This is a genomic window from Clostridium sp. DL-VIII (genome assembly GCF_000230835.1).
Lineage (GTDB): Bacteria > Bacillota > Clostridia > Clostridiales > Clostridiaceae > Clostridium.
Genome location: NZ_CM001240.1, coordinates 1,798,673 through 1,818,822, shown reverse-complemented (window position 1 = coordinate 1,818,822; position 20,150 = coordinate 1,798,673). Strand labels below are relative to the sequence as shown.

Genomic DNA, 20,150 nt, shown 5'->3' with positions numbered 1-20,150 from the left:
ATATCATCTATAAAGTTCACACTGTTAAATAATATCAACCAGTTATCATAAGCTTTATATCTAATGCAAATTGCTTTTTTCTCATATATAAAGACGTGTATGGCAGTATTTTTAAGAGCGACGTTATTTTTCTTTTCTCTAATAGTTCAATTCTTATCTTGTACCACCTTTTCATTTTATCTATTAACATAATACGTTCTGCATGTTGATTATCTTGTTTTTCAAGTTCTTTTAGCATGTCTAAAACTTTGATATGCCTATAATAAATTTCTAATTGTTCCTGAATACTATGTTTCGATACATTAGTTGCACTATCTTTGTGTCGTCTGTATTCCATTAAAACTTCATTATAGCAATATAAGCCATCTGTTTGCACTGCCAGATACCATAGCATTGCATCATGTGGTGATTCCGAAAACCAATATTTAACAAACTTTTCCTTAAGATCCTTTCTAAAGCAATATGTACATCCTGGATAAAAGACACTTAAACAAAGTTTATCAAATTCGATTTTTTCAAGTTTCTTCTTGCCTCTATTGCCCTTGTTTTTAAGAACATTCGCACCTTTTTCATAAAAAGAATGAAAGCCTGATACTAATAATTGTATATGTTGATATGAATTCATCTTAATGACCATCTTTTCTACTTTGTCTAGATGCCAAATATCATCCTGATCACATAAAAAAATCAAATCACCTTGCGTAGAACAAATTCCAAGAAAAAAGTTTTTTTTCCATCCTACATTTTCTTCCCCATATATGAATATCCAGTTCTTTAATTTATAAGTATCTATATATTTACAAACGATTGAAATCGTATTGTCACTCGAACCATCATCTCTAATAATAACTTCGTCAATCAATAACGTTTGATTTCGTATTGAATCCAACTGCTCAACAATATATTTTTCACCATTATATGTAGTAATCACTAATGAAATCATAATATTCCCTCGTTTCTCTATTTTATAGCATATTGTTGCTTGTTAGGAATACGACTGAAAATAGCTTCTAATCCTTCCTAACATAAACAATTTACAATTTTTATTCTATAAATCATGTGCTGTGTGCATGATTTTCTTAGATATTCAACATACTTATCCCTACATAAAAATTCTATAAAATCTGACTCCGAATAAACTCTTAACTTATTTTAAAAAATCTCTGGCAATCTTTAAAGAATTATATTCCTTCAACACCAGCAGGGAGTTATGATTTATAACAAGCAGAGATAGAGAAACAACATAATAAAAAACGTACATGTATATTTTTCCACAACATCGAATATTTAATCCAATTTGACTAAAGTCTTTTAACAAATTTTCACCTACATTATTAAATCATCTACACTCATCACTTTTTAAACTATCCAAAATATTTCTTATTTCGCATCATCATTAATTTGGGAATAACATACGGACACACAACCATAATAACCGCTCTGAGTTTCTCTCTCGGTCTAATTCTAACAAGAAATGCATACTGTGCCTGTGTTCTTGCTATACGACGAGACTTTTTGAACATCTCAGGATACTCCTTCTCAGCTGATGCCATTACCATAAAATTAAATACATCACAATTAGTATGCCAACTAGCATATTTCCACGCTATATCTATCTTAGAGCTGTGAATTATAAAATTCTTCTTTATATTCTCTATAGCCATCAATCCGTTTTCCCATTTTTTAGCCGAAAATTTAGTTGTTGCACTTGTCGGATTATTTCTGCGATAAAAATATATTCTTTTGCGGCCTATAGCCACCTTATTCGCCCTCTGAAAAGAGGTAATATTAAAATTGAACCCTTCCCCTATAAATATCGTTGGAATAAAGCGTATATCATTGCCTAAGAAATCTCTTTTGAACAATTTGCAGTAAACTCCAATTGGGATATTATATGAAAGAATATCGACCGTTGTTTCTTCTGCAGTATATATTTCTTGCTTATCCTCAGCAATTTGATTTGGATAAAAAGTAGTAAACATCTCTTTGGTTAAAGATATATCTGCATCATTTTTCACTGAGAGATCAAGCAAATATTCTACATAATCTGGCATTAAGTAATCATCTGCGTCAGAAAAGCACACGTAATCTCCAGTTGCAGCATCAATACCAGTATTTCTAGCAGCGCTGACACCAGCATTTTTTTTATGTATAACTTTAATACGTTTGTCTTTTTGTGCGTAGGAATCAGCAATCTCGCCCGCATGGTCAGGAGAACCATCATCCACTAAAATAACCTCAATATTTTTATGTGTCTGTTCCATAATAGATTCGACACATCTTGGTAAATACTTTTCCACATTATATATCGGAACAATTACTGATACCTTTATATCATCTATATTCATTTTCGATAATCCTTTCAAATAATTTCGGTGCAGACACTTGTTATTCTTCTATCATTCTTTTTAGAATAGACATCGAAATGCATCTAAACTTTTCTAGTGTTTGGTTTGCATAGGAAAATTCAATATGTCTTTCTGCAAGTGTCACATCATTTTCATTTTTCAAAATACGGCTCGAAAGACCTGTTAACTTAAGTATACTCGAATTTCTTGTTCCTGTGTTGTTGTTAGGTAACACCTCTACGAACGGGGTATTAAAGTTTATCGCAAACACTGTGCCATGAAAAGAATCTGTAATCATACATTCAGCATTTTTTATATATGCTAAAAAGTCCCCCACTTTCGGAGCCCAGATAAATTTCCCAGGCCTAGCAATCTGGTGTAATGACGCTGAAATACGGATCAATGGAAGTCCTTTGCATTTTGCCACTTTTTCTGCGTATTCACCTAATTTTTTATCATTATGAAGCTGATATACTAGTACATACTTTTCTTTAAGATGTGACGAAGATATATAACTTTCCCAATCCTCAACATTCATTAACAAAGTAGGATCTAGCACTTGCTGAACATCAATATTCATTTTTTGTAATAATGAAACTGCACTATCCTCGCGCACCGCAATGTGTTGATATCTAGACAGCCACTTTTTATAATATTTCTCTAACTCATTTGTCATTTCAGTATGTCCAAAACTTGCCGCATAAGAAATTCTTTTATCTGAATCATCTGTAAACGACAAACAATACGAACTATCATATGAGCCATCCTCTACAGGTCCCCATACTTGATCACTGCCTGTCATATATACATCAGCTTTTGGTTTATCACATTTCAGCTGTTCTAGTGATGTATAGCGTTTTGTGCTAATTAGATATTTTTTTTGTTCTCGCTCAAATTTTCTACCAGCCAAAATACTTTCTGGCTGACGAAGTGCCAAATAAAAGCATCTTTTAATTCGATTATTATACCAATTAGGTTTTCTTCTAAGCAATGTAACCTCATGATACCTATATGATTCATCATCTCGAATATAATCTATGATTTCACATTCATGTCCCAGACGATTTATTATTGTTTGAGTCGCTATTGCTTGCAATAATGACCCATAATTTGAAATTGCATGTCTTGTAATCACTGCAACCTTCATATTCAATCTTCTCCTTCAATATTTATTTTTTCATCTGTGCTTCAATATCTTCATTCACAATTTGCTCACCAGTCTTGTTCTTCAACTGTTCTCTAGATGCTACGCTCAATCCATTGTTGACAGTTGCACACATATCACAAGTGCTACATTTATCTAACTGCTCTTTTGTAATTTTGCCATCACGATACTCACAAACAATTTTATTTTCATACATGCTATATTTTTTGTCTTTAAACATATTTAGGAACTTATGTTTAGTAACCCATAAAGCTGGCTTCCAAATATATTTCTTCATAGCTGGTGATGCAGAACCTATCATCCAACAATTTCTATCACAACATTTAACTTTGTTTCTAACTTCTTCAGATTCTTTACTATTCCATAATTCATCCCAAGATTGTTCATTTAAATTACCCATAACTTCTTTATCTTTAGTTCCATTACACGGCATTACATCTCCATATGGATCAATAAAGAAAGTATCAAATGCCATATCACAAGGTAATAAACGTTCTTGTCCATATATATAATTAATTAACCCATGATTGAAATATGCTCTAAACCACTTTTTAGGACTATTAGACTTTAGTAACTCATTGATTAAATTTTCAAATTCCTGAGCTACCATCGGGCGATTCTTTATTATATTCTTTGCTTCAACAAAATAAAAACTATTATGTAATGATGCAGTTGCAAATTCCATATTCATTTCATTTGATAAATTATATAAAGGAACTAAATCTTTTGCATTTGTATCTTGTACAGTCATTCCAAATCCAACATCTTTCATTCCCATTTCCACTAATTTCTTTAGCGTCCCGTATCCTTTATTAAATCCATCATCTAACCCACGAATATCATTGTTAGTTTTTTCAAGCCCCTCCATAGAAATACGTATACCTATATTAGGGAACTCTTTACATAAATCTACAATTCTATCGGTAAAGAAACCATTAGTTGAAATAACTATTCTCTCAGACTTTTTATAAAGTTCTCTTACAATTTCCTTTAAGTCTGTTCTAATAAAAGGCTCACCACCAGTTATATTAGTGAAATACATTTCAGGTAGTTTTTTTATTGTTTCTATTGATAATTCTTCATCTGGTTTTGAAGGACATTTATATCTATTACACATATTACAACGTGCATTACAGCGATATGTTACAATAACAGTTCCATTTAGTTTTTTCATAATCTTTTTCACCATCTATCCTTGATATATATTAATAATTTTTTTGTAATATTGTTCTATTTTATCAAACTTAATCTCTCTGCAATTTCTACTATAGGAATCTGTAACTTCTTTATTATTCCATAAATTATATATCTGTTTTTTTAATTCAGCAGCGTTGCCACTTTCAAATAACTCACCTGTCTCATGCACCTGAATCAATTCCGATATACCACCAATGTTAGCACCTACTACCGGTGTTCCATACATCTGACTTTCCATTACAGAAAACGGACAATTTTCATACCATTCTGATGGATAAACACTAAATCTAGCTTCTCTAATTAATTTTTCTAATGAACTACCTGATTGAAATCCTACATTTTTAATATTAGCTTCCTTTTCTATTTCTACTTCTAACGGCCCTGAACCTGCAAATATAAATTTCACTTCCGGAAGCATTTTACATACATTAATTAGAGTCTTAATGCCTTTCTCCTTAGAGAATCTTCCAAAATACAACACATAATCCTTCTTCTTAACCTCTTTCCATTCTACTTCATCTATAAAATTATGAAGTGTAACTGTTTTTGTTTTAAATAAAGGATTCGTATCCATCTTTGACTTCATAAACTCACTACAGCATATAATTTTATCTATGTCTCTATATGCTTTTTTCACATTCCAGTATTTAGCCTCTAATGTACCTATAGTACTCTTTGCTAGAGATCCATGAATACATTTTCCTTTAGCACAGTTCCAAAACTTACCTCCAAGGCATTTCTCGCAATTTTCATGAGTATTAGGGTTATTCATCATATGATTTGGACACAAAAGCTGATAGTCATGTGCTGTAAATATAATTTTCACTTTTCGTTTTGTATCTTTTTCATATTTTTTCATCTCTAATATAATCGACGGAGTTAATTGATAATTAAAATTATTCAAGTGCACTACGTCCGGCTGAAAATCATCTAAAATCATTCTGATTTTTTTTCTTGCCTCAAATGAATATATTGTTTTTATCGGATATGTTACTTTTGAAAATTTACTATGACAATGAAAATCCATATTTGAAGTATACGCTCCAACATTATTACCAACGCAACGTTCTTCATGTTCCATTCCAAAATATTGAACTTCATGTCCTTTAGAGCTAAGATACTGCCCTAATTTAAATATATACGTTTCCGATCCACCATTAGGATATAAAAATTTATTTACCATTAATATTTTCATCAAACTATTCCCCTAACTATTCTCTCCAAAGATTTGATGTCTTTTATAACATTAAAATTCATTCTGAAATATCAATAAGCAATTTATTTTTCTTTGAATATAATACTTCGGTTTTCTCAACAGCTTTATTCCAGCTATATTTATTTAGTACATAGTCTTGTACATTTTCCTTATAACTTTTAACTTTATCTTTATCATGCACTAATTCACATAGCTTTTCATAAAGATTCTCTACATCCCCCTTTATAAAGCTTTCCCCATGAATTCCAATAACCTCTGTATTCTCGTCAATATCACTAACAAGGCAACAGTTTCCATAACTCATAGCTTCTAATAAACTGATTGGCATTCCTTCAATATCACTTGGAAGCACATATAAATATGCATTACTATACAATTCTTCTAGCTCTTTGCCTTGAACAAATCCAGTCATAATAATACGCTTATCTTTAGCTGACTTTTCATTAATCTTATCAACTTTCTTCTTTATAGATTCAACATAATCATTCGTGTGACTACTACCTCCAGCAATCACCAGTTTCTTGTCTGTATCAATTTTTTCAAAAGCTTCTAGTAGATAATCAAGCCCTTTTTCAGGAACAAGTCTTGCTAGAAATAATATATAATCCCCTTTTTGTATATTGTACTTTTCAGTTATAATTTGTGCTTCTGCAATCTTAGTTTCATTAATACCATTAGGAATATAAACCGTATCTCTTTTATAGTTATCCTTAAAGTATTGTTGAACATTTCTAGACAGTACTATTATTTCATCTGCGTATTTAGCAGCCATTCTCTCACCAAACTTTAAATATTTAGTTGCAAATCCTCCCCACTTAGATCTCTGCCAGTCCAAACCATGAATTGTAGCAACAGTATATATGCCTAGTAAATGTGGAATCCAAATCATAGAGCAAGGACCCTCTGCGTGAAAATGAATCACATCATAGCGCCCTAATAAAGCTCTTACAGTAGCTAGGAACGAATAAATAATTGCATTTAGCTTTTTATTTTGAAAAGTAGGAATAGTAACAATTTTACAACCTCTATAATTCTTACAATTATTGCTCTTAACATCATATTTTCTTCCAGCTACATTATATCCACTTCGATTATAAATATCTACTTGTATCCCCTGTTTTACCATGCGTGTGGAAAGTTCTTCTACTACTACTTCTACTCCTCCCTCACGGGATGGAACTCGTTTATGACCTATCATTGCTACTTTCATACCACTACCCCTATCTTGCATGCTTATCACCTAACAGCACCTTAAATGTCTTTATTATAAGCTTCAGATCAACCAAGGTATTTCTTTCCTTTACATATTTAATGTCCAATTTCATCCACTCTTCAAAACCAATATCACTTCGTCCTAATACCTGCCAGTAACATGTAAGCCCCGGCTTTACACTAAGCCTCTCAATCATCCATTCTTCGAATTCCAGCACTTCTTTAGGCAGCGATGGCCTCGGGCCTACAAGACTCATTTCACCTTTTAAAACGTTTATTAATTGAGGAAGCTCATCTATGCTTGTCTTTCTAATAAATCTGCCAACTTTTGTTACTCTTGGATCTTCTTTTATCTTGAACATTGGTCCATTCATTTCATTTCTGTCATATAGCTCGTCCTTTAAATCTTCTGCATTAACCACCATAGATCTAAACTTATACATAATAAATTTTTTTCCGTTTAACCCTATTCTCTCCTGAGAAAAAATACAGTTACCTTTTGACTCAAGTTTAATTAAAATGGCTGTTACCAAAATTATAGGACTTAAAATTATAAGTCCTATAATCGAGCAGATTACATCTATAGTTCTTTTAAAGAAGTAATACCCCGTTCCTATGACTTCACTGCTATCCTCAAATAAGACTTCATCGCTATCTACTTCCAGTTGCTGCACCTTACTGTCCTCCTTACAAAATATAATACTCTGAACAATTTATATAATAATTCTTATGCAAAAAACATTTATATATTCCTATTTTTTACTCTTATAGGATAAGTAATATTTTATCACCAAATTATTCTTATTGTAGCATATTATTTACATTTTGTTAAGATTTCCTTAAGGTTTCTTTAATAATGTAATCATTTATATTATTTTAAAATGATAAATTTCTTTTTATTTCCTAAGAAATGAGAATATGGATTTTTTTTCTTTAATCTTCTCTCCTTTAAAATCTATCATTTCATTATTTAACAATTTAGCTGAACTGCTTTCAATTATATTTTTATTAACTTCTCCTATTAAAGCTAAAGCTTCCTTAATTCCTGTATTTCTAGTTTCTGCATTATGTGCATCAGAGCCAATAAAGTTATAAATATTTTTATCTAAAAACACCTTAGCTGTCTTTCTTGCACTCTCTCCATATTTTCCTTCTATGCTTCCAGCATTCATTTGAAATAAATAGCCCAGATCAATAAAAGCATTAATAAATGATGGCTTTTCCTTAAAAAATTTATATCTTTCAGGATGTGCTATTATTGGAATTATATCTCTAACTTGAAGTTCATAAAGTATATCAAATGCATTTTCTTCAAACTTATGCATGTCAAATTCAATTAACATATATCTTGAATCATTTATTGTTCCGATATTTCCTTTAACGTAATCTTCTATTATTCTTTCAGTAAAATATACTTCCTGTCCGCTATATACTTTTATGTCTATTTTATTATTTTCTAAAATTTTATTAATTTCTTTTACATAACCCTTTACTTCATCAATTCTAGCTTCTCCATACTCAAGGAGATAATGAGGAGTGGCTACAATTTCTTTAGTCCCGTCTTTTTCTGCATTTTTAAGCATTTTTATAGTTATTTCCATGCTTTTAGATCCATCATCAATTCCTGGAATTATATGTGAATGAATATCTATCATCATAAATCCTCCTTATATTATCATAATACACAATTATTCATTATGCCTATATTTATCCATAAACCTATTAACATATGCAGAAAAGAGAGAATTTAAATCATAGAATTCCTTTCTCGAACATCTTCTGCTATATTTTTCACAAATAACCACATAAGCAACCTTGTTTTTATAATAGCCATTAAAATTCACTAAACTTAATCATATTACTAAACCAAAAATCAGTAACATGTTGTATGCAGCGTTTCATTAGGAATTTAGATGGTGTGATTCTTGAACAGAAGTTGTTCCAAAATGCTTGTTCAGAATTAATTTCTGAGGCAAGCATTTTGGGCACAACTTCTGTTCTTAGAATCACCCATCTAAATTTCTTAGAAACCGAAATACAACATGTTACTGATTTCGATTAATTATAATTAATTCTTCTTTTCATCATCTTTAGTTCCATAATAGTAATAATACTTTCCTCTTGTATTCTCTACTGCGTGCAATACAGTTCCTAATATATTTGCTCCTACTTTATCTAAAAGTCTCTTAGCATCAATTACAGATTCTCTGCTTGTTCTTTTTGCTCTTACAACCAAAATAGTCCCATCAGCTTTTGTTGAAAGAATCTGTGCATCTGTTACAGCTTGAAGCGGTGCGCTGTCTAGAATAACTATATCGTATCTTTCTCTTAACGCTTCTATTAACTTAGTCATGCTGCTTGATGATAACATTTCCGATGGATTTGGAGGAATTTTGCCTGATGTAAGTATGTCTAGATTATCATTACGCTTTAATACAACATTATCCAATTCTTCTTTTCCTATAAGCACTTCTGATAATCCCTTTAAATTAGATACTTTAAAATTCTTATGTACTGAAGGTTTTCTTAAGTCACAGTCTACTATTATTACTTTTTTCTCATTTTGAGCAAATGATAATGCTAAATTTCCTGAAACTGTTGACTTTCCTTCTGCTGCTTCCGCACTTGTTACAACTATAGTCCTTATCTGTTTATCAAATGATGAATATTGAATATTAGTTCTTAAAGTTCTATATGCTTCAGAAACTATTGATTTAGGCTTCTTTTCAACTACGAATCCCCTATATTGTTGGCTTGCCACTGCCTTTTCTAACTTTCTCGCCTTAAACATCTATATCCCCCTAATCTAAATCATCTGGAATTGCACCAATAACAGGCACCTCTAAAATTTGTTCTAACTGCTCTTTTGTTTTAAATGTATTATCCATAAATTCTAGTAAAAACGCTAGGCCTACACTTACCATTAAGCCAAGTAAAAAAGCAATAGCTATATTTAATTTTTTATTAGGACTAACTGGCTGCTCAGGCAATTTCACTTGTTCTACTACTTTAACATTACCATTTGGTATAAGTTCTGTAGCTGTCTTTATAAACTGGTCAGAAATGGCCTGTAATATTTCTTCACTTTGATTTTTATTTTTACTTACATATTTTATTTCTAATATTTGAGTATTAGCTGTTGGCGTAACTGTCAAATTATCTAAAACGTCTTGCGAATTTATGTCCGCTCCTGTTTTTTCTATTGCTTTTTCAACTAAATCATTTGTTTTTACAACCTCTGCATAAGTCTTTAGCAATTGTTGATACATTTGAACATCACTGCTGTTATAGCTTTGGTCTTTAGAATTTGTATTTTCTTTTCCTATAAAAACTTTTGTATTTGATTCATATTTTGGCGCAATTACAAAAAAGCTTACAAGTCCAGCTAAGATAGTTGCTGTAAGTGTTATAGATACTATCATCTTCCATCTTTTCATTAGTATATCTATTATTTCTTCAATTCTAATACTTTCTTCATTTTTTATAATCTCTTCGCTATTCATTCGTCAAACTCTCTCCATATTTATTATATTTTAGATTCACATTTGCCTTCATTAAATATTATTTACAATAATATGATTAGCTGATATATACTTCTAAATTAATTTCCTTCCTCATACTTATCCCCCTAATTTTTAATAACTTGTCTATTTTTTTACCAATTAACATTATATCATAAAACATTTATCTTTTGACAAAAACTCTTGAATTTTAATAAACTTTTTCTACAATTAATTTCCACCATTTAAATAGTATTATATTTCTGATTTTTCAATGATTCCCTATCTTTACCCCACATTTTATATAATAAGTGCAATCAAAAAATTCAGCAACAAGATTGTTTCTCACTGCTGAATTTTTATTTCATTTTAATTTATTAATAATATTTTCAAATTTTATCCAAATAGTGTTCTATGATTCAATATTTCTCTACCATTTTTTCTACAATTTAAAAAGGAAAATATACTTAGACTCATAATGGTAATGCTCTATGCCCTATTCCTATAACTATTTCATCTAGATGTAATAATCCAATATTTAAAAATATACATACCGATATATGCTCTCCGCCTCTTGCTATTCCAATTTTGCCTCCAACATTCAAGCCATTAGCTCGCTCTGAAATTTGAATTATTGCATCTCTGGTTGCACCAATGACAGCTCCTTCATGCAGATGTTCTTCTCTTATGAGCTCATTTCTTTTTGCTGCAACTAATGCACTTTCAAGAATTTTTGATACTGATGAATTAATATTCCCACCTATATTTACGGCTGTTACCTTTATTCCTTTTTCACTATAAAATTTTTTTAAATGTTCTTCTTCATGTCTATCGCATATAGCCATTCTAGTAGCAATTTTTGCAACCTTTGTACTATTACTTTCCATAAGCTTTAAGCACCTCACTTTATTATTTAAGTATAACACATAAGTTCTCTCTTTATTAATCAATATTATATGCTTCTAATTGTATATATAAAATAAAATTTAGGCACATGAAAATAAAAATAAGGCACACACATAATTAGTGCATACCTTCATATATAACATATTAGTTCTTATTAATAAAAGTTTCCCATTTTTCTAAATTTATCATATCTATCTTCAATTAAAGTGTTTAAATCTTTTTCTCTTAATTCCTGAAGCGCACTTGCAATTGTCTTCTTAATTGCTTCTGCTGTTTTAATCTGATTTTTATGAGCGCCGCCTCTAGGTTCTTTTATTATATCATCTATTATTCCAAAATCTTTTAAATCTTTAGCTGTAATTTTCATAACTGATGCTGCTTCTTTTGCACGGCTTGCATCCTTCCATAAAATAGATGCAAATCCTTCTGGTGATAAAATTGAATATATTGAGTGTTCCAACATAAACACTTTATCAGCAACTGCTAAAGCGAGTGCTCCGCCACTTCCGCCTTCACCTGCTAAAATAGATATTATTGGAGTCTTTAATCTGCTTAATTCAAAAAGATTATTTGCTATAGCTTGACCTTGCCCTCTTTCTTCTGCTCCAAGCCCAGGAAATGCACCTGGCGTATCTACAAAACAGATGACAGGTCTCTTAAATTTTTCAGCCTGCTTCATAAGTCTTAATGCTTTTCTATATCCTTCCGGATTTGGCATTCCAAAGTTTCTCTCTATATTTTCAGCTGTGTTGTTTCCTTTTGTAATTGCTATAACTGTAACACTTATATCATTAAATGATGCAATTCCGCCAATTACAGCTTTATCATCTCCAAAGCTTCTATCGCCATGAAATTCAATAAAATCCTTGAAAATAGTTTCAATGTAGAATTTTCCTGTTGGTCTGTCTTTGTGTCTTGCTATTTCAACACTTTCCCATGGTGTTACACTTATTTTTATAAATTCTTTATCCATAACTTCTCACTCCATGTAAAATAAGAATTTTATATATGCATGCTCTCATATTTTTTCTTTCAACAATGCTATCTACAAAACCTTTTTCAAGTAAAAATTCAGCAGTTTGAAAATTATCTGGCAGGCTTTCTTTAATTGTATTTTCAATTACTCTTCTTCCTGCAAATCCAACCAAGGCATTTGGTTCACTTAAAATAATATCGCCTTCCATTGCAAAACTTGCTGTTACACCGCCAGTCGTAGGGTCTGTTAATACAGAAATATATAAAAGACCTGCTTCATCATGTTTTGCAAGAGCTGCACTTATTTTAGCCATCTGCATAAGTGAAAAAATCCCTTCCTGCATTCTGGCACCGCCTGAGGTTGTAAAAATTATAACTGGAAGTTTATTTTCTGTAGCATATTCTACAAGTCTTGTAATTTTTTCTCCAACTACAGTACCCATGCTTCCCATCATAAAGAAACTATCCATAATTGCACATGCAACTTCTATTCCATTTACTTTTCCAACTCCAGTAACAACTGCTTCTGTACTGTCTGTCTTAGTGCTTTTTAATTTTTCTTCATAACCTTTGAATTCCAATGGATTAGTGGTTTTTAAATCTTTCAAAAATTCCTTAAAAGTATCCTTATCAAAGAATACCTTTATTCTTTCTTTTGCATTTATTCTAAAATGATGGCCACAATTAGTGCAAACATGCTTAGAATTTTCTAAATCCTCAGCATAAATCATAGTATTACATTTCTCACATTTTATCCACATTCCTGATGGTATATTAGGTTTTTCTTGTGGTTTATCATTCCTAATAACTGAACTTTTGATGGTTGCATATTGTGGTTTTTTTATAAATAAATCTTTAAGAGACATCCTTCTTCACCATCTTTTCCGCTAAAAATGAGGTATCATAATCACCTTCTAAGAATTCTTTAGTTTCAAGTATTGATAATTCAAAATTAATATTAGTCTTTACTCCACCTACTGCAAATTCTGATAATGCTCTATTCATTTTAACTATTGCTTCATCTCTATTATTGCCAAAAGTTATTAATTTAGCTATCATCGAATCATAACAATGTGGAATTTTATATCCGCAGAATATTGCCGAATCAATTCTTACTCCCATACCACCTGGAACACAAAGTTCATTTATTACTCCTGGACATGGTCTAAAATCGTGTTCTGGATCTTCTGCATTAACTCTACATTCTATTGCATGACCTTTAATTTTTATATCTTCTTGAGTAAAATTCAACTTTTCTCCTGATGCTATTTTTAATTGTTCTTTTACTAAATCTATTCCTGTAATCATTTCAGTAATTGGATGTTCTACTTGAATTCTTGTATTCATCTCCATAAAATAGAAGTTATTATCTCTATCAAATAGAAATTCTATAGTTCCGGCATTTTTGTAATTTACTGCACTAGCTGCTTTCTTTGCAATCTCACCCATCTTAGCTCTTAACTCTTCTGTTAATACATTTGATGGTGCTTCCTCTAAAACCTTTTGGTTCTTTCTCTGCATTGAGCATTCTCTCTCACATAAATGTACCACATTTCCGTGTTCATCAGCTAATATTTGGAATTCAATATGCTTTGGCTTTTGAACGAATTTCTCTATATATAAAGAATCATCTCCAAAGCAGGCTCTTGCTTCTGCTTTAGCAGTCTTGAAGCCCATTAAAAATTCTTCATCATTGGTTGCGATTCTTATTCCCTTTCCACCGCCCCCTGCTGATGCTTTTATCATTATTGGATAACCAATCCCTTTAGCAATTTCTAAAGCATGGTCCTCATTTCTTATTTCACCTTCGTAACCAGGAACTACTGGTACTCCTGAAGCTTTCATAATCTCTCTTGCTTTAGCCTTATTTCCCATAAGCTCAATTGTTTCATAGTCAGGTCCTATAAATTTAATGTTGCATTGCTTACACATCTTTGCAAACTTTGGATTTTCTGATAAAAAACCAAAACCAGGATGTATGGCATCAGCACCGGTTAAAACACATGCGCTTAAAATGTTTGTTATGTTTAAATAACTATCTTTTGGCATTGCAGACCCAATACATACAGCTTCATCTGCAAGCTGAGTATGAAGCGCTTCTTTATCTATTTCAGAATAAACAGCAACTGTGCTTATCCCCATTTCTCTACATGCTCTTATTATTCTAACTGCGATTTCGCCTCTATTAGCAATTAGCACTTTCTTTAACATTCCTATCACCTACCCTATAGCGAAAAGTATTTCTGCTTCGCAAACTGTCTTCCCATCAACTGATGCTACTCCCTGACCTATTCCTATAGAACCTTTAATCTTTATAATTTCGCAGTATAAATCCAGCTTATCTCCTGGTACTACCTTATTCTTAAATCTTACTTTATTGGTTCCTGCAAATAATGGAGTCTTACCTTTAAATTGTTCCATAGAAAGAAGTGCAACTGCACCAGCTTGAGCTAATGCTTCAACTTGAAGTACTCCCGGCATAATTGGTTCTTCAGGATAATGACCTTGAAAGAACGCTTCATTAGCAGATACATTTTTGTATCCTCTTACAAATTTCTTTTCATTTACATCCATTTCTGTTACTCTGTCTATTAATAACATAGGATATCTATGAGGTATAATTTTTTTTATCTCATTTATATCAAGCACTTCCTATACCTCCTTAATCTTGAATAATGGCTGACCATATTCTACCATATCCCCGTCATTAACTAAACGCTCAACAATTGTTCCGTTAAATTCGCTTTCTATTTCATTCATAAGTTTCATTGCTTCAATAATACAAATAACCTTTCCCTTAGAAACTGTACCTCCAATTTCTACGAAAGGTTTGCTTTCTGGTGAAGCTGAAGAATAAAATGTTCCTACCATAGGAGCAGTTATAACGCTTATATCTTTATCATCTATAACTGTCTCTTTTTCAGTAACCACGATTTCTTCTTTTTCTACAACTGCATTTTCTACTTTTTCTTTTGAAATAACAGGACTGCTTGATGTACTTACTAAATTACTTGTATTATCAGCCACTCCTCTTACTAATGATTTATCCATCTTAATATGATCATTACCACTTTGAAGCTCAAAAAATGCTAAGCTTGACGAATCCACCAATTTAATAAGCTCTTTAATCTTTTCAAATTCCATAAAAATATCCTCCTCTAAATAATTACCTAAAGCAATAAGTATGCCAAATAATTTCATGCCATACTATGGAGATAATATTTCATAAATAAATACTATCTCCTTTCTGGCATAAAATTTATGTAACATTTTAATAAGTAATAATTATTAATTTTATAATTTCTAAAAGAAAATTTCAAATTTTACATTTCGTCCTTAAAATTTTCTCCTTGAAATTTCCCCATTAACTTATTATAAACTGTTAACTATAATTTGTTAACTAAATAAACTATTTCCACTTCTTTAAAAGTAATGTTGCATTATGTCCGCCAAACCCTAATGAATTAGAAAGTGTATATTCTAACTCCTGCTTTCTTCCAACATTAGGAACATAGTCTAAATCTAATTCTTCATCTTTTGTTTTATACCCAATTGTAGGCGGAATAAATCCTTCCTGAAGAGCCTTAGCACATGCTATTGCTTCAATTGCTCCAGCAGCTCCAAGTAAATGTCCTGTCATAGATTTTGTTGATGATATAGGGACATTATAAGCCTCTTCTTTAAAAACTTTCTTAATTGCAAAAGTTTCAAACTTATCATTTAATTCTGTTGAAGTTCCATGAGCATTAATATATGAAACATCTGAAGGTTTAATTCCTGCTTCTTCTATAGCATCCTTCATAGCTCTTGCAGCACCTTCTCCTTCTGGATCTGGTGAAGTAATGTGATATGCATCACAAGTTGAACCATAACCAACAACTTCTGCTATTATATTTGCGCCTCTTGCCTCTGCATGTTCTAAAGATTCAAGTATTACAACACCTGCACCTTCTGCAATGACAAAGCCTCCTCTGTTTTTATCAAAAGGTGTGGAAGCCTTTGACGGATCATTACTAGTATTTAAAGCTTTCATGCTGTTAAAGCCTGTAACGCCAAGTCTAGTTATAGGGGCTTCTGCTCCACCTGCAAGCATTACATCCGCATAACCATGTTTTATAGTTCTAAATGCATCACCAATATTGTTTGTTCCTGTTGCACATGCAGTTACTGCTGATGTACATGGCCCTTTAAGTCCGTATTTAATCGCAACATTTCCTGCTCCTAGGTTTACTATTGCCATTGGAACAAAAAATGGAGATACTCTCCTTGACTTTCCAGTTGCAAGTTTGCTGCATTCATCTTCTATTGTCTGGAACCCACCGATTCCTGATCCTAACATTACACCAAATCTATCTAGATTTTCTTTTTCTAAATCTATTCCTGAATCTTTTATTGCCTCATCTGATGCTACTAATGCAAATTGTGCAAATCTATCTAATCTCTTTGACTCTTTTTTACCTATTAAAGTCTCCGGATCAAACCCCTTTACTTCTGCAGCAATTTTCACATCTACTAAGTCTTGATCTATTAAAGTTATAAAATCTATTCCTGATTTTCCATTTCTTGCATTATTCCAAAATGAATTAACATCATTTCCTATAGGAGTTAAAGCTCCCATACCCGTTATAACAACTCTTCTTTCCATAAATTAATTCTTCCTCCGTTACATTAACATTCCGCCATCAACTTGAATCACTTGGCCTGTAACATAATTTGCACCTTCGCTAGCTAAAAATGCTACAGCTTCAGCTACATCATTTGCTGTTCCAAGTCTTTTAAGTGGTATGTTTTTCTTCATTTCTTCTTTATATTTTTCTCCTAAGGATTCTGTCATATCTGTTTCAATATATCCTGGCGCAACTGCATTTACAGTAATCCCTCTAGAACCAACTTCTTTTGCAAGAGATTTAGTCATTCCGATTACTCCTGCTTTTGATGCAGCATAATTAACTTGCCCTGCATTACCTGTAATTCCAACTACTGAAGAAAGATTTATTATCTTTCCTTGTTTTTGTTTTATCATGACTGGAGTTATTGCCTTTAAACAATTAAATACACCTTTTAAATTTACATCAATAACGCTATCGAAATCTTCTTCCTTCATTCTAAGTAGTAATCCATCTTTTGTGATTCCTGCATTATTTACCATGATATCTATTGTTCCAAATTTTTCTTTAGCAGACGCTACAATGTTTTCTACTTCTTCTGATTTAGAAATATCTCCTTTTATACATAAGGTTTCAACGCCCATGCCTTTTATTTCATTTTCAACGTCTAATGCTTCTTTTTCATTACTTCTATAATTTATAACGATATTAGCTCCAAGAGAAGCAAGTTTTAAAGCTATTGCTCTTCCTATTCCTCTTGATGCACCTGTGATAATAGCACATTTTCCTTTTAACATAAAAATCCCCTTTCGACAGTTTACAGTTTACAATGATTAGTTCACAGTTTCGGAACAAATACCAAAGGAATTTGAAAAATGTATTTTAGAACTCCGACACTGTGTTCTTCCTTCAACTGTAAATAGTTAACTGTTAACTGAATTAATTGTGTTTTTTAATGATTCCATATCTTCTACATTTAAAAGTGCTGCATCCTTATCTATTTTCTTAACGAAGCCTCTAAGTGCTTTTCCTGGACCTACTTCAATAAATGTATCTACGCCTTTATCTATCATGTCTCTTATAGTCTTTTCAAAAAGTACAGACGTTCTTATATGTCTCTTTAATAATTCCTTAATATCGTCGCCTTCTTCATAAGGTAATCCCTTAACATTTGAATATACTACCTTATTAAACTTCTTAATGTCAACTGTCTTTATAGTATTATAAAATTCTTCACTTGCAGATTCAAGAAGTGAACTGTGGAATGGACCGCTGACTTTAAGTGCTTTTCCAAGGCCTCCTAATTCTTTTGCAATTTTAACTGCTTCATCTATTGCATTATTTTCACCTGAAATAACTACTTGCCCTGGGCAATTATAATTAGCACCTTCTACTACGCCAAAAGCACTGGCTCTATCTAATAGTTCCTTTAACTTTTCATCATCTAATTTTAATATAGCTGCCATTTTACCTAGTCCCTCTGGTAAAGCGCTGCCCATGATTCTTCCTCTTTCTTTTATAAGTAATAATCCTTCTTCTAATGAAAGAGCTCCTCCATAAATTAGCGATCCATATTCTCCTAAGCTAAGACCTGCAGTATAATCTGCTTCGATTCCATTTATCTCTAAGGCTTTTAATGCAATAAGAGATGCTACAAGAATAGTTGGCTGCGCATTTTCAGTTGCTGTTAACAGTTCCTCTGGCCCCTCAAACATCATTTTTTTGATAGGCATTTTTAATATTTCTTCACTGCGCTCTAAAAGCTCGTTACATTCTGGTATATTTTCACAAAGTTCTTTTGCCATTCCAATAGTTTGAGCTCCTTGGCCTGGAAAAAGAAATGCGGTTTTCTTACTATTCATGTTTCCCTCCAAATTTTCCAAATAATCCTTCTGCTTCACTAAATAGTTCTTCAATTATTTCTTTACATGTTTGCTCTTTACAAATAAGTCCTGCAATTTGTCCTGACATAAGTGATCCATTATCCACATCACCTTCAACTGCTTTTCTTAATGCACCTACACCGATTTTTTCTATTTCTTCAATTGGTGCTCCATCTTTTTCTAATTGTAAATAAGTTCTTGCAAGCTTATTTCTAAGTACTCTAACTGGATGGCCTGTGCCTCTTCCTGTCACTTCTGTATCTCTGTCTTTTGCTGCTAATACTTTATCTTTATAGTTTTGATGTATTGTACATTCTTTAGCAACTAAGAATCTTGTTCCAATCTGAATACCTTCAGCTCCTAGCATGAATGACGCTGCAACTCCTCTTCCATCACCAATTCCGCCTGCAGCTATCACTGGTATTTCAACTGCATCAACTACTTGTGGAACTAATGCCATTGTAGTCACTTCTCCTACATGTCCGCCTGATTCAGTTCCTTCTGCTATAATTGCATCTGCGCCTGCTTTTTCCATTCTCTTAGCTAAAGCAACTGAAGCAACTACTGGTATAACTTTTATGCCATGAGATTTCCACTTTTCCATATACTTTCCTGGACTGCCTGCACCTGTTGTAACAACTGGTACGCCTTCTTCACATACAAGGTCTGCTATTTCTTCAGCATTTTCTGACATTAGCATTATATTTACTCCAAATGGTTTATCCGTCATCTTTTTAGTTTTTTGTATTTGCTCTCTTACCCACTCAGTTGGTGCTGCTCCTGTTATTATTCCAAGGCCGCCTGCCTCACTTACTGCTGAAGCCAAAGAAGCATCTGCAATTCTTGCCATAGCTCCTTGAAATATTGGATATTTTATCTTTAACAGTTCACACACTCTATTTTTTTCCACAATAAATTCCTCCTGCCATTATCAGCTCAAAATTATTTTTTATTATGCCTCTTAATATAATAAATGGGATAATTTCTTTATTTGCATTAACTTTAAATACATTATAAACAAAATAGCCTAGATAAATAATTTTACTACATATATCATATAATTATCAATTACATCAAAAAAAATTAAAAATAAGTTCACATCTATAAATTACTTTGCTTTACTTCTTTGCTATAATATTTA

At 31.9% G+C, this 20,150-nt stretch carries 20 protein-coding genes; all 20 read right to left on the bottom strand.

Going from position 1 to position 20,150, the window contains the following annotated elements:
- Positions 1-34: 34 nt before the first annotated feature.
- Positions 35-943, bottom strand: a complete 909-nt coding sequence (locus CDLVIII_RS08320; protein WP_009169003.1) for a glycosyltransferase — start codon at positions 941-943, stop codon at positions 35-37.
- Between the two features lie 421 nt (positions 944-1,364).
- Positions 1,365-2,348, bottom strand: a complete 984-nt coding sequence (locus tag CDLVIII_RS08315; RefSeq protein ID WP_009169002.1) for a glycosyltransferase — start codon at positions 2,346-2,348, stop codon at positions 1,365-1,367.
- A gap of 40 nt (positions 2,349-2,388) precedes the next feature.
- The gene (locus tag CDLVIII_RS08310) at positions 2,389-3,495 is read right to left on the bottom strand and encodes a polysaccharide pyruvyl transferase family protein (RefSeq protein ID WP_009169001.1); all 1,107 of its coding nucleotides are present in this window, start codon (positions 3,493-3,495) and stop codon (positions 2,389-2,391) included.
- A 22-nt stretch (positions 3,496-3,517) separates the two neighbouring features.
- Entirely contained in the window at positions 3,518-4,687 is a 1,170-nt protein-coding gene (locus CDLVIII_RS08305) for a radical SAM protein (protein ID WP_085959793.1), read from the bottom strand.
- Between the two features lie 15 nt (positions 4,688-4,702).
- Positions 4,703-5,905, bottom strand: a complete 1,203-nt coding sequence (locus CDLVIII_RS08300; RefSeq protein WP_009168999.1) for a glycosyltransferase family 4 protein — start codon at positions 5,903-5,905, stop codon at positions 4,703-4,705.
- Between the two features lie 58 nt (positions 5,906-5,963).
- Positions 5,964-7,136, bottom strand: a complete 1,173-nt coding sequence (locus CDLVIII_RS08295) for a glycosyltransferase family 4 protein (protein WP_035302149.1) — start codon at positions 7,134-7,136, stop codon at positions 5,964-5,966.
- A gap of 10 nt (positions 7,137-7,146) precedes the next feature.
- Positions 7,147-7,812 (bottom strand): sugar transferase, encoded by a 666-nt coding sequence (locus CDLVIII_RS08290; RefSeq protein WP_009168997.1) that lies wholly within the window; start codon positions 7,810-7,812, stop codon positions 7,147-7,149.
- 222 nt (positions 7,813-8,034) lie between these two features.
- Entirely contained in the window at positions 8,035-8,793 is a 759-nt protein-coding gene (locus tag CDLVIII_RS08285; RefSeq protein WP_009168996.1) for a CpsB/CapC family capsule biosynthesis tyrosine phosphatase, read from the bottom strand.
- 413 nt (positions 8,794-9,206) lie between these two features.
- The gene (locus CDLVIII_RS08280; protein WP_009168995.1) at positions 9,207-9,929 is read right to left on the bottom strand and encodes a CpsD/CapB family tyrosine-protein kinase; all 723 of its coding nucleotides are present in this window, start codon (positions 9,927-9,929) and stop codon (positions 9,207-9,209) included.
- 10 nt (positions 9,930-9,939) lie between these two features.
- Entirely contained in the window at positions 9,940-10,641 is a 702-nt protein-coding gene (locus CDLVIII_RS08275; RefSeq protein ID WP_009168994.1) for a Wzz/FepE/Etk N-terminal domain-containing protein, read from the bottom strand.
- Positions 10,642-11,111: 470 nt separating this feature from the next.
- Positions 11,112-11,525, bottom strand: coding sequence for a HutP family protein (locus CDLVIII_RS08270; RefSeq protein WP_009168993.1), 414 nt, complete (start codon positions 11,523-11,525; stop codon positions 11,112-11,114).
- Positions 11,526-11,698: 173 nt separating this feature from the next.
- Positions 11,699-12,517, bottom strand: a complete 819-nt coding sequence (locus CDLVIII_RS08265) for an acetyl-CoA carboxylase carboxyltransferase subunit alpha (RefSeq protein ID WP_009168992.1) — start codon at positions 12,515-12,517, stop codon at positions 11,699-11,701.
- Positions 12,510-13,385 carry an acetyl-CoA carboxylase, carboxyltransferase subunit beta gene (gene accD, locus CDLVIII_RS08260; protein ID WP_009168991.1) on the bottom strand — a complete coding sequence of 292 codons (876 nt, stop codon included), beginning with the start codon at positions 13,383-13,385 and terminating at the stop codon, positions 12,510-12,512. The genes CDLVIII_RS08265 and accD overlap by 8 nt, the downstream gene beginning before the upstream one ends.
- A complete protein-coding gene (locus tag CDLVIII_RS08255; RefSeq protein ID WP_009168990.1) occupies positions 13,375-14,730 on the bottom strand; it encodes an acetyl-CoA carboxylase biotin carboxylase subunit in 1,356 nt (451 codons plus the stop codon). Before CDLVIII_RS08255 ends, accD begins: the two co-directional genes overlap by 11 nt.
- A 9-nt stretch (positions 14,731-14,739) precedes the next feature.
- Positions 14,740-15,168 carry a 3-hydroxyacyl-ACP dehydratase FabZ gene (fabZ, locus tag CDLVIII_RS08250; RefSeq protein ID WP_009168989.1) on the bottom strand — a complete coding sequence of 143 codons (429 nt, stop codon included), beginning with the start codon at positions 15,166-15,168 and terminating at the stop codon, positions 14,740-14,742.
- A gap of 3 nt (positions 15,169-15,171) precedes the next feature.
- A complete protein-coding gene (accB, locus tag CDLVIII_RS08245) occupies positions 15,172-15,663 on the bottom strand; it encodes an acetyl-CoA carboxylase biotin carboxyl carrier protein (protein WP_009168988.1) in 492 nt (163 codons plus the stop codon).
- A 265-nt stretch (positions 15,664-15,928) separates the two neighbouring features.
- Positions 15,929-17,164 (bottom strand): beta-ketoacyl-ACP synthase II, encoded by a 1,236-nt coding sequence (fabF, locus tag CDLVIII_RS08240; protein WP_009168987.1) that lies wholly within the window; start codon positions 17,162-17,164, stop codon positions 15,929-15,931.
- An 18-nt stretch (positions 17,165-17,182) separates the two neighbouring features.
- On the bottom strand, positions 17,183-17,923 hold the full coding sequence (gene fabG / locus CDLVIII_RS08235) for a 3-oxoacyl-[acyl-carrier-protein] reductase (RefSeq protein WP_009168986.1): 741 nt from the start codon (positions 17,921-17,923) through the stop codon (positions 17,183-17,185).
- Positions 17,924-18,049: 126 nt separating this feature from the next.
- The gene (gene fabD, locus CDLVIII_RS08230) at positions 18,050-18,988 is read right to left on the bottom strand and encodes an ACP S-malonyltransferase (RefSeq protein WP_009168985.1); all 939 of its coding nucleotides are present in this window, start codon (positions 18,986-18,988) and stop codon (positions 18,050-18,052) included.
- Positions 18,981-19,919, bottom strand: coding sequence for an enoyl-[acyl-carrier-protein] reductase FabK (gene fabK / locus CDLVIII_RS08225; RefSeq protein WP_009168984.1), 939 nt, complete (start codon positions 19,917-19,919; stop codon positions 18,981-18,983). The genes fabD and fabK overlap by 8 nt, the downstream gene beginning before the upstream one ends.
- Positions 19,920-20,150 lie beyond the last annotated feature (231 nt).

What these genes read in the sequence shown, in the direction of transcription:
- CDLVIII_RS08320 (WP_009169003.1), bottom strand. Translation starts at nt 943, where the DNA reads ATGATTTCATTAGTGATTACTACATATAATGGTGAAAAATATATTGTT.
- CDLVIII_RS08315 (WP_009169002.1), bottom strand. Translation starts at nt 2,348, where the DNA reads ATGAATATAGATGATATAAAGGTATCAGTAATTGTTCCGATATATAAT.
- CDLVIII_RS08310 (WP_009169001.1), bottom strand. Translation starts at nt 3,495, where the DNA reads ATGAAGGTTGCAGTGATTACAAGACATGCAATTTCAAATTATGGGTCA.
- CDLVIII_RS08305 (WP_085959793.1), bottom strand. Translation starts at nt 4,687, where the DNA reads ATGAAAAAACTAAATGGAACTGTTATTGTAACATATCGCTGTAATGCA.
- CDLVIII_RS08300 (WP_009168999.1), bottom strand. Translation starts at nt 5,905, where the DNA reads ATGAAAATATTAATGGTAAATAAATTTTTATATCCTAATGGTGGATCG.
- CDLVIII_RS08295 (WP_035302149.1), bottom strand. Translation starts at nt 7,136, where the DNA reads ATGAAAGTAGCAATGATAGGTCATAAACGAGTTCCATCCCGTGAGGGA.
- CDLVIII_RS08285 (WP_009168996.1), bottom strand. Translation starts at nt 8,793, where the DNA reads ATGATAGATATTCATTCACATATAATTCCAGGAATTGATGATGGATCT.
- CDLVIII_RS08280 (WP_009168995.1), bottom strand. Translation starts at nt 9,929, where the DNA reads ATGTTTAAGGCGAGAAAGTTAGAAAAGGCAGTGGCAAGCCAACAATAT.
- CDLVIII_RS08275 (WP_009168994.1), bottom strand. Translation starts at nt 10,641, where the DNA reads ATGAATAGCGAAGAGATTATAAAAAATGAAGAAAGTATTAGAATTGAA.
- CDLVIII_RS08270 (WP_009168993.1), bottom strand. Translation starts at nt 11,525, where the DNA reads ATGGAAAGTAATAGTACAAAGGTTGCAAAAATTGCTACTAGAATGGCT.
- CDLVIII_RS08265 (WP_009168992.1), bottom strand. Translation starts at nt 12,517, where the DNA reads ATGGATAAAGAATTTATAAAAATAAGTGTAACACCATGGGAAAGTGTT.
- accD (WP_009168991.1), bottom strand. Translation starts at nt 13,385, where the DNA reads ATGTCTCTTAAAGATTTATTTATAAAAAAACCACAATATGCAACCATC.
- CDLVIII_RS08255 (WP_009168990.1), bottom strand. Translation starts at nt 14,730, where the DNA reads ATGTTAAAGAAAGTGCTAATTGCTAATAGAGGCGAAATCGCAGTTAGA.
- accB (WP_009168988.1), bottom strand. Translation starts at nt 15,663, where the DNA reads ATGGAATTTGAAAAGATTAAAGAGCTTATTAAATTGGTGGATTCGTCA.
- fabF (WP_009168987.1), bottom strand. Translation starts at nt 17,164, where the DNA reads ATGGAAAGAAGAGTTGTTATAACGGGTATGGGAGCTTTAACTCCTATA.
- fabG (WP_009168986.1), bottom strand. Translation starts at nt 17,923, where the DNA reads ATGTTAAAAGGAAAATGTGCTATTATCACAGGTGCATCAAGAGGAATA.
- fabD (WP_009168985.1), bottom strand. Translation starts at nt 18,988, where the DNA reads ATGAATAGTAAGAAAACCGCATTTCTTTTTCCAGGCCAAGGAGCTCAA.